9 protein-coding genes are annotated in these 8,264 nt (G+C 36.4%); all 9 read left to right on the top strand.

The window, feature by feature from the left end:
• Positions 1-210: 210 nt before the first annotated feature.
• The 9 genes from EG242_RS14375 to EG242_RS15180 all read left to right on the top strand — a co-directional run bounded on the left by EG242_RS14375 (position 211) and on the right by EG242_RS15180 (position 8,228).
• Positions 211-1,107, top strand: a complete 897-nt coding sequence (locus EG242_RS14375; RefSeq protein ID WP_124900583.1) for a hypothetical protein — start codon at positions 211-213, stop codon at positions 1,105-1,107.
• A 686-nt stretch (positions 1,108-1,793) separates the two neighbouring features.
• The gene (locus tag EG242_RS14370) at positions 1,794-2,384 is read left to right on the top strand and encodes a TetR/AcrR family transcriptional regulator (RefSeq protein WP_124900581.1); all 591 of its coding nucleotides are present in this window, start codon (positions 1,794-1,796) and stop codon (positions 2,382-2,384) included.
• Between the two features lie 7 nt (positions 2,385-2,391).
• Positions 2,392-2,847, top strand: coding sequence for a hypothetical protein (locus EG242_RS14365; RefSeq protein WP_124900579.1), 456 nt, complete (start codon positions 2,392-2,394; stop codon positions 2,845-2,847).
• A gap of 12 nt (positions 2,848-2,859) precedes the next feature.
• Positions 2,860-3,078 (top strand): cytochrome b/b6 domain-containing protein, encoded by a 219-nt coding sequence (locus EG242_RS15100; RefSeq protein WP_235831925.1) that lies wholly within the window; start codon positions 2,860-2,862, stop codon positions 3,076-3,078.
• 482 nt (positions 3,079-3,560) lie between these two features.
• The gene (chrA, locus tag EG242_RS14355) at positions 3,561-4,685 is read left to right on the top strand and encodes a chromate efflux transporter (RefSeq protein WP_124900577.1); all 1,125 of its coding nucleotides are present in this window, start codon (positions 3,561-3,563) and stop codon (positions 4,683-4,685) included.
• A gap of 15 nt (positions 4,686-4,700) precedes the next feature.
• The gene (locus EG242_RS14350; protein WP_124900575.1) at positions 4,701-7,202 is read left to right on the top strand and encodes a cation-translocating P-type ATPase; all 2,502 of its coding nucleotides are present in this window, start codon (positions 4,701-4,703) and stop codon (positions 7,200-7,202) included.
• Positions 7,203-7,297: 95 nt separating this feature from the next.
• On the top strand, positions 7,298-7,624 hold the full coding sequence (locus tag EG242_RS14345) for a cupin domain-containing protein (RefSeq protein WP_124900573.1): 327 nt from the start codon (positions 7,298-7,300) through the stop codon (positions 7,622-7,624).
• Positions 7,625-7,761: 137 nt separating this feature from the next.
• Positions 7,762-8,097: a DUF2141 domain-containing protein gene (locus EG242_RS15185; protein ID WP_262673911.1), complete on the top strand. Its 336-nt coding sequence runs from the start codon at positions 7,762-7,764 to the stop codon at positions 8,095-8,097.
• Positions 8,097-8,228: a DUF2141 domain-containing protein gene (locus tag EG242_RS15180; RefSeq protein WP_317124951.1), complete on the top strand. Its 132-nt coding sequence runs from the start codon at positions 8,097-8,099 to the stop codon at positions 8,226-8,228. Before EG242_RS15185 ends, EG242_RS15180 begins: the two co-directional genes overlap by 1 nt.
• The last annotated feature ends 36 nt before the right edge of the window (positions 8,229-8,264 follow it).

Below are 8,264 nucleotides of genomic sequence, written 5' to 3'. Positions count from 1 at the left end.
TTTGAACTATTTGAAAAGCTTTCGGGGTGTGTCCTGCATATGCAGGGCACACACAGCCGTTTGCCGCAATGGGGGCTGATGTGGTTAAATCAAGTGCAGTGCTTCTATCATCATTTGTGCTTGGTTGAAGGTGAAGTGCTCCGAAATCCCCCACTGCGGCAAGCGGCAAAACGTTAGCTGTAATAGCAGTACCAATCTCACGTAAAAAATATGAGTTACGATTTATACTTTTATAAAAAGAAATCAAGTAATCAATCTGAAAAAGATATTATTAATTATCTAAATAATTCTGAATATTTAACTGCCGAAGAAAATGAAACACAATGGAGTTATTTCAATGAAGAAACTGGTGTTTACTTTGGTATTGACTTGAACGAACCAAATACTGAAACCGAAGATCTTGAAATTTGGGATAATTTTAGTGAATATGAAAATTTAAACATTAATTTTACCATTAATTTCATTCGTCCTAATTTTTTTGGATATGAAAGTTTTCCAATTTTGGAAAAAATTATTGAAGATTTAGACGTTTATTTATTGAATCCGCAAGACGAAATTGATCCAGACAATCCTCAACAATTTGAAAAAGGATATTTAGAAAACCAATGGATTAGACATAATGAACAACTAATAATTCAGCATTTCTCAGAATTTCAAGTCGAATATTTTGATAAAGAAAAATCAGATTATATCTGGAATTATTCGTTGATAAGAAATGAATTACAAGAAAATCTCGAAGAAGATATTTTTGTTCCAGGATACTTTCTTTTGAAAAGCAAAATAGACAATCAAATTTATAGAGTTTGCGTCTGGCCAAAACATATTCCGATAATACTTCCTTCAGTTGATTTTGTTATTGTACAAAAAGAATATCGAAAATTATTTAAAAAGGTTGAAGAAAGCGGTTTAGTTTCGATTCAACAAATAAATGAAATGATTGGAAATTATTTTGAGAATTTCGAATACGATAATCTAAAAATGCGTGTTATTAAACAGCAAAATGCAGATAAAATAGAAAAAGAATTCAACAAACTCATAATAGAATCACAAGTTAAAGATTTTGGCGAATCCATTTCGTTTGACAGCTTTGTAAATGTAAAACCTTAAAAATGCTACTACAGCTAATAACTAAGCTTTAGCTTCGCTCTGTTCGGGCAGAGCCCTCGGGTCGTCTTGCCCGGAGGGCACGAGATGAATTGAAAATCACTGAACACCAAAACAAATCATTAAAATGTGAAGTAAAGCCCGTTGAACGGAACCGGAGTAGCTTTATGTATTATGGAGTTTTCCAAGTGTAGCTTTAAGATATACCAGCAGTAATTTTACGATTACTGCTTTTTTTATAGTTAATCGAGAATTTTTTGACTGTCTAAACCATTGATAATAGGCATAAAACGCTGCGTTATTAATACCTATGTATTTAAGAAATATTAACTATATTTGAAAGAAGTTTGTTTACTTTTTTCACAGACTGCCGTTACAGGCAAGCGTAAGAACAACCGTACTACTATCAACATTCACGACAAAACAGACAGTTTCGCTACAACTTGACACAGACAGACCCGAAAGGTTTTAAAAAATTTTCCCACCGCACATTTTAAAAAATAATTTCAGCTGACACACATTGCCACACTTGCAAACCGCACCAAGCCCACCCACCACCCAAAGTTTGAAAAGAGCCAATTTTACCTGCCCTAACAACAAATTCATTTTTTTTGTAAAAAACTTGTTGAATTAAAAAGTTTACTTACTTTTGCGAGTGAATACTAACTAACTTTTTTAATTTAAAAAGTATGCAAGAATTTACAGACAGACAAATTGAGATAATGGAAGCAGCAACAAACAGGATTTCAAAATTTGGAATTCAGAATTTGACCATTAAAACACTTGCCGAAGACATTGGTTTATCTGAACCCGCATTATATCGACATTTCAAAAGTAAAAATGAAATTTTGTTGAGCTTATTGTCGTATTTCAAAAGCGAAATGAAAAACCGCATTCAGTCTCTTCCCTTCAAATCAAACGATACGGAAGGTGATAAATTGAGAGCCATTTTCAATTCACAACTACAAACATTTACCAATAAACCGGCGATTGTCAGTGTGATTTTTGCAGAAAGTATTTTTCATTATGATGAAGGATTAAGTTATAAGGTTTCCGAGATAATGGACTTAATGCATCAATACGTCAATAAGAACATCGAAAAAGGACAAAAAGGCGGAACATACAACAAATTAATAGGTGCATCTACGCTTACCACCATTATACTTGGAGGAATGAGAATGACGGTTTTGAAATGGAAACTTTCGGGGCATAAGTCTAACCTAATGAAAGACGGCACAGCAGTTTTAGAGGGAATTTTAAAAATGATAGAAAAGAAATAATCAGATTATGAAAAAAGTAATTGTATTTGGAATGAGTGTTGTGCTTTTGTGGAGTTGTAATAATTCTACTGAAAAATCAACAGCACATCAGGAAACCGAAAACCACGCAGGACATCAACACGATGAAAATTCAGAAGCTATTGAACTCAACAATGGCGAAAAATGGCTAGTGAACGAAGAAATGAAACCCTTTGTATTGAAAGGTGAAGAATTGGTTAATGCCTATATTCAGGGCGGAAAGACGGATTATAAAACGCTTGCCGAACAACTAAAAGACCAAAACAGCCAACTCATAAAAAGTTGTACAATGGACGGAAAAAGCCACGATGAACTGCACAAATGGTTGCACCCGCACCTTGACATAGTTAAGGCATTAGAGAATGAAACAGATGCAACAAAAGCAAATGGATTTGTTTTGCAACTGCAATATTCTTATCAGCACTATCATCAGTATTTTAACTAATTTTTCTTAGTGATGAAATCCCAACAAAAATTCACAATTTTTCATCGTTCATTGCATTGGATAATGGCTTTGGCAATGCCTGTGTTATTTCTCACCGGTTTTCTTCGTATGAACTGGATGAATAAAAAACATATAATCGGTATCATCGAAAGTAAAACAGATTTATTAGCCAAAGAACAGTCAATGGAAATTGCTAAAAGCATTCTTGAGCCTATGTGGCAATGGCACTAAGTATTTGCACACATTATGATATTTTCATTCCTTGCAAGAATAATTTATATGTTGGCAAAAGGCATTCGTTTTCCAAATCCGTTTCAGCGCAATCATCCGCTTAAAGAACGGTTACAGGGTTTTACTTATGTGTATTTTTATCTTTTTGTATTCATTTCTGCCGTTACGGGTATTTGTATCAGACAAGGATTTTTTTCCACAATGGAAAGAAAATATTGAAGCTGTCCATAAATGGGGTGTTTATTGGTTTCCTATTTTTATTCTATTGCATTTTGTGGGAATTGTCATTGCTGAATTATCCAGTAAAAAAAGGAGTCACCTCAAAAATGATTGGTGGGGATTAAAGAAAAATTTTGATATTGATAAGCCAAAATACTTTACAATAATATAACCTATCGACCTTATATATTTTGGAAAAATATATATTAATTAAATGATTATGAACCGTAATAACCAATAATTTTAACGCAAAGATTTCATTAGTGAGCGAACATAACAACATCAAAGAAATTGTCCGACTTTTTCTGAAACTGGGATTTACGGCATTTGGTGGTCCTGCTGGTCATACTGCTATGATGCGGGAGGAAGTTGTAGTGAAAAGAAATTGGTTATCCGAGCAGCAATTTCTTGATTTGATGGGAGCTACAAATTTAATTCCTGGTCCCAACAGTACTGAACTCGCCATACATATTGGTAAAGAAAAAGGCGGCTGGAAGGGAATGCTTGTTGCCGGAAGTCTTTTTATTCTTCCTGCCGTACTTATCACGGGGATTTTTGCTTATTTGTACAAAATATATGGACAACTTCCTCAAGTCGAACCATTTGTTTATGGTATCAAACCCGCAATTATTGCCATTATTTTGGCAGCAGTCTATCCATTAGGCAAGCAATCTGTAAAATCTAAAGAGTTGGCTATTGTTGGATTATTGGTTTTAATTTTTTCATTTTTTGTGCAAAATGAAATCTTATTAATGTTTGGTTTCGGTTTACTATTTATGCTTTATAAATCACTTAAAGAGAAGCATACACTCAACAGTTTTTTCCCGATTCCGTTCTTGTCCATTCCCTTAATGACCACAATTTCTGTTACCAACCTCAAACTGTTTTGGATTTTCCTAAAGATAGGAGCAGTTTTGTACGGAAGTGGTTATGTGTTGTTTGCATTTTTAGATTCTGAACTCGTGACCACAGGTATTTTAAGTCGCCAAGAACTGATTGATGCCATTGCCGTGGGGCAGTTTACGCCCGGCCCCGTTACGTCTTCGGTGACATTTATTGGTTATCAAATCAATGGAATTTGGGGTGCAATTATCTCAACATTTGCTGTCTTTTTGCCTTCTTTTATTTTCGTCGCATTATTGAATCCAATTTTGAAATTTTTACGAAAATCAACACGTTTCTCTTCCTTTTTAGATGCAGTAAATATTGCTTCGGTAGCACTCATTATTTCGGTCTGCATCATTATGGGAAGAGAAGTAATAACCGACTGGCGGACGATATCCATTGCAATCATCAGCCTTTTTCTAACCTTTGGCTTCCGAAAAATAAGCTCCGTCGTTATCATACTTCTGGGGTCTTTGACGGGCTATTTATTACATCTAATATAATTAAAATATAGTTTTATGACACCCTATAACATTCCCAAACACCTGACCGGACTGTCGGAAGAGGAACTGAAAATCTCTCGTAGCCAATTCGGTTACAACCAGGCAGACAACATTAAAAAAAATATCTGGTACACGATGCTATTGGACATCCTGAAAGAGCCGATGTTGCTTTTGCTCATTGCCGTGGCGATTATTTATGTGATTGTGGGCAATTATTCCGAAGCAATTTTTATGTTGGGAGCGATTATAGCCGTTTCGGGTATTTCGTTCTATCAGGACAATCGTAGTAAAAAGGCATTGGAAGCCTTGGAAAAACTGAACGAACCGCTCAGTACCGTTATCCGAAATTCAAAAGTAATACGAATCCCTACCCACGAAATTGCCGTGGGCGACTTGTGCATTACCGAAGAAGGAAAGATGATCAATGCGGATGGTGAGATTGTGCACAGCAATGATTTTTCGGTCAATGAAGCATCGCTAACAGGGGAAAGCTTTTCGGTGTTCAAAAGTCAGGAAACCGAAGACCGGAAAGTATATAGCGGTTCGTTGACCGTTTCTGGACTGGCGGTTTTCAAAGTGGAAAAAATCGGTGCGGAAACCAAGCTGGGAAAAATCGGACAATCCATTCAGAACATCAAAGGAGAGCAATCTCCCTTACAAATTCAGATTACAAAATTTGTCAAATGGATGGCAATCATCGGCATTGTTGTTTTTTTATTAGTTTGGGCATACAGTTTTTGGCAATCAAGAGATATTATTGAAAGTTTATTGGTTGGACTGACTTTGGCGATGTCCATTTTGCCGGAAGAAATCCCTGTGGCTTTTACCACTTTTATGGCATTGGGAGCCTGGAAACTGATGCGAGAAGGAATTATCATCAAGCGAAGCAGTGTAGTAGAAACATTGGGGAGTACCACGGTGATCTGCGCAGACAAGACTGGCACCATTACAGAAAACTCAATGCACTTGAAAGCTTTGTTCGATTATAAATCCAACAATATTTTTGACGAAGCTGATTTTAACTCACCCGAACTTTCAGAACTCATTGCGTTTGCGATGTGGAGTAGTGAACCTGTTCCGTTTGATCCGATGGAGAAAACGCTGCATCAGGTTTATGAACAAACTCAAGCTGATGACCAACGGAAGAACTTCCAAATGATACACGAATATCCCTTGGAAGGAAAACCACCGATGATGACCCATCTTTTTGAAAATGGATTGGGAGAGCGAATAATAGCCGCCAAAGGTGCTCCCGAAGCCATACTTGCCGTATCCAATCTCTCAGAAGGCGAAAAAGAAAAAATGCGTCAGCATATCAGCGATTTTGGCAAACAGGGCTATCGGGTATTGGGTGTAGCCAAGTCAAATTTTGAAGAAAATGATTTCCCTGAAAAACAACGGGATTTCAACTTTGAATTCTTAGGATTTACCGTGTTTTACGACCCACCAAAGAAAAATATTCAGGAAGTATTCCAAAAAATATACGATGCCGGAATTAAAGTAAAGGTGATTACAGGCGATAATGCCGATACCACTAATGCTATTGCCCGGCAAGCGGGAATTATCAATGAAACTCCGGCTGTAAATGGCGCTGAAATTATCCACCACACCGAAACGGAATTGATTGAACTTTCAAAGAAAACAACTTTATTCACTCGGATGTTTCCCGAAGCAAAATTAGCGATGGTCAATGCGTTCAAAAAAGACGGCGAAGTCGTGGCGATGCTGGGTGATGGTGTGAACGATGCTCCTGCACTGAAAGCCGCTCATATTGGTGTAGCAATGGGAAGCAAAGGAACGGAAATAGCGAAAGCAGCAGCTTCATTAGTGATTACCAATGATGATTTGGACAAACTCATCACAGGAATTGCAGCAGGGAGACGAATTTATGCCAATATCAAAAAAGCCATTCAGTATATTATCTCCATTCATATTCCTATTATTCTGATCGTTTCGCTGCCTTTGTTTTTGGGGTGGATTTATCCGCATATTTTTACGCCGGTACACGTTATTTTTCTGGAATTGATTATGGGGCCAACCTGTTCCATTGTCTATGAAAATGAACCGATGGAAAAAGACACGATGCAACGAAAACCACGGAAAATGACCGAAACTTTCTTGAATTGGAAAGAATTAAGCATCAGCATTATTCAGGGATTGACCATCACAGCAGGTGTATTGTTTGCCTATCAATTTGCCGTTCAAAAAGGGAGCAGCGAAGAAACAACAAGGGCCATGGTTTTTACGACCTTGATTTTTGCGAATGTGTTTTTGAGTCTGGTTAATCGTTCATTTGTTTACAGTATGTTTGAGAGTTTCAAATACAAAAACCGTTTATTTCCAGTTATCATCGGAACAACATTGATATTGCTTTTCGCCATATTGTACATACCGATATTTGCCGGTTTCTTTCACGTAACCGGATTAAACATCCCGGAATTAGGAATGACATTTTTAATTGCTGCGACTTCAGTTTTGTGGTTTGAGATGTACAAATGGATAAAAAGAAGAAAGTAAATCAGTGATTTTTCAGAGAAAGGTATTGTTCTCTCTGAAAATATTTATACTTTTGCGAGTGAACACTAACTAACAAGTTTTAAAAATGAAAAGGTATGGCAGCATTTGAAAAAGAAACCGTATTCTCTTTAGAAGAGGCGATTGAATACACAGATGGCGGTGTAATTAGCAAACAGCTTACAAAAAGTAAAGCAGGAAATCTAACGCTTTTCTCGTTTGATAAAGAACAAGGTCTTTCGGAGCATAAAACTTCTTATGATGCGATTGTCCAAATTTTGGACGGTGAAGCAGAAATAACCATCAATGGAAAATCCTTTTATTTGAGCAAAGGACAGTCTATCATTATGCCCGCAAACATTCCACATTCCTTGAAAGCTATCGAACGTTTTAAAATGTTGTTGACGATGATACGACAGGAATAATTAAAATAATTAAAAACGAAACAAAAAATTTTGCTCAATTATGTTAGTGAACGCTCGCAAATTATTTATTATTCCTCTGATATTTATCGGGTGGAATACCGTTCAGGCACAGGAAGTCTGGACACTGAAACAATGTATTGATACAGCACAGGTCTATAACAAAACCCTGCAAATCAACAGAAACCATATCAGCATTAGCGAACAAAGGGAAAAAAGAAGCAAAGGCCAATCTTATTCCGAAAGTTACAGCCAATGCCGATTACAAATATTTTATGGAATTGCCTACGCAATTAATGCCAATGAATGCACTTAATCCGCAAGCACCGGAAGGGCAATTTAGGGACATACAGTTAGAGAAAGCAAAAATTGTAAACGGTAAATCCGAAATCACTTTTAAAAACCTGCCCAAAGGAAAATATGCCGTGAACATTTTACACGATGAAAATAACAACAGTAAGATTGACAAGGTTTAATCTTACCCAAAGAGGGAATTGGATTTTCCAATTATCAGACAATAGGGTTAAGAAACAGACCCAATTTTTCTAAAGCAAGTTTTGAATTAAATGCAGACAAAACGGTTGAGGTAAAGGTAATTTATATGTAAGCCTTAAAGATAAGAGTAAGTACATTTGCAATGGTC

Source organism: Paenimyroides viscosum (assembly GCF_003858535.1).
In the GTDB taxonomy this organism is placed as follows: domain Bacteria; phylum Bacteroidota; class Bacteroidia; order Flavobacteriales; family Flavobacteriaceae; genus Flavobacterium; species Flavobacterium viscosum.
The sequence above is the reverse complement of the archived record's forward strand: the minus strand, read 5'-3'. Positions and strand labels throughout refer to the sequence as shown.

Coding starts and splice junctions, on each gene's coding strand:
- EG242_RS14375 (WP_124900583.1), top strand. CDS start 211: ATGAGTTACGATTTATACTTTTATAAAAAGAAATCAAGTAATCAATCT.
- EG242_RS14370 (WP_124900581.1), top strand. CDS start 1,794: ATGCAAGAATTTACAGACAGACAAATTGAGATAATGGAAGCAGCAACA.
- EG242_RS14365 (WP_124900579.1), top strand. CDS start 2,392: ATGAAAAAAGTAATTGTATTTGGAATGAGTGTTGTGCTTTTGTGGAGT.
- EG242_RS15100 (WP_235831925.1), top strand. CDS start 2,860: ATGAAATCCCAACAAAAATTCACAATTTTTCATCGTTCATTGCATTGG.
- EG242_RS14350 (WP_124900575.1), top strand. CDS start 4,701: ATGACACCCTATAACATTCCCAAACACCTGACCGGACTGTCGGAAGAG.
- EG242_RS14345 (WP_124900573.1), top strand. CDS start 7,298: ATGGCAGCATTTGAAAAAGAAACCGTATTCTCTTTAGAAGAGGCGATT.